This window comes from Citrobacter freundii complex sp. 2024EL-00216, from assembly GCF_043945515.1.
GTDB classification, from domain to species: domain Bacteria; phylum Pseudomonadota; class Gammaproteobacteria; order Enterobacterales; family Enterobacteriaceae; genus Citrobacter; species Citrobacter portucalensis.
On sequence record NZ_JBIMRA010000071.1, the window covers coordinates 1 to 1062 of the forward strand.

A 1062-nucleotide genomic window follows, 5' to 3' on the forward strand; every position below is an offset into this window, starting at 1 on the left:
TCTGGTTCTGAAATCCATCCCTGTCGGTGTTGCTTATGCAGTCTGGTCGGGACTCGGCGTCGTCATAATTACAGCCATTGCCTGGTTGCTTCATGGGCAAAAGCTTGATGCGTGGGGCTTTGTAGGTATGGGGCTCATAATTGCTGCCTTTTTGCTCGCCCGATCCCCATCGTGGAAGTCGCTGCGGAGGCCGACGCCATGGTGACGGTGTTCGGCATTCTGAATCTCACCGAGGACTCCTTCTTCGATGAGAGCCGGCGGCTAGACCCCGCCGGCGCTGTCACCGCGGCGATCGAAATGCTGCGAGTCGGATCAGACGTCGTGGATGTCGGACCGGCCGCCAGCCATCCGGACGCGAGGCCTGTATCGCCGGCCGATGAGATCAGACGTATTGCGCCGCTCTTAGACGCCCTGTCCGATCAGATGCACCGTGTTTCAATCGACAGCTTCCAACCGGAAACCCAGCGCTATGCGCTCAAGCGCGGCGTGGGCTACCTGAACGATATCCAAGGATTTCCTGACCCTGCGCTCTATCCCGATATTGCTGAGGCGGACTGCAGGCTGGTGGTTATGCACTCAGCGCAGCGGGATGGCATCGCCACCCGCACCGGTCACCTTCGACCCGAAGACGCGCTCGACGAGATTGTGCGGTTCTTCGAGGCGCGGGTTTCCGCCTTGCGACGGAGCGGGGTCGCTGCCGACCGGCTCATCCTCGATCCGGGGATGGGATTTTTCTTGAGCCCCGCACCGGAAACATCGCTGCACGTGCTGTCGAACCTTCAAAAGCTGAAGTCGGCGTTGGGGCTTCCGCTATTGGTCTCGGTGTCGCGGAAATCCTTCTTGGGCGCCACCGTTGGCCTTCCTGTAAAGGATCTGGGTCCAGCGAGCCTTGCGGCGGAACTTCACGCGATCGGCAATGGCGCTGACTACGTCCGCACCCACGCGCCTGGAGATCTGCGAAGCGCAATCACCTTCTCGGAAACCCTCGCGAAATTTCGCAGTCGCGACGCCAGAGACCGAGGGTTAGATCATGCCTAGCATTCACCTTCCGGCCGCCCGCTA

Annotated in this window: 2 protein-coding genes; both read left to right on the forward strand. The window is 60.6% G+C overall.

Features of this window, described 5'->3' with window-relative positions; genetic code table 11:
- Positions 1-205 (forward strand): multidrug efflux SMR transporter (locus ACHHZ7_RS25440; protein WP_016810057.1); only part of this gene is annotated, 205 nt, incomplete at its 5' end.
- On the forward strand, positions 199-1038 hold the full coding sequence (gene sul1, locus ACHHZ7_RS25445; RefSeq protein ID WP_000259031.1) for a sulfonamide-resistant dihydropteroate synthase Sul1: 840 nt from the start codon (positions 199-201) through the stop codon (positions 1036-1038). The genes ACHHZ7_RS25440 and sul1, both read left to right, overlap by 7 nt.
- Positions 1039-1062: the final 24 nt, after the last annotated feature.

What these genes read in the sequence shown, in the direction of transcription:
- sul1 (WP_000259031.1), top strand. Translation starts at nt 199, where the DNA reads ATGGTGACGGTGTTCGGCATTCTGAATCTCACCGAGGACTCCTTCTTC.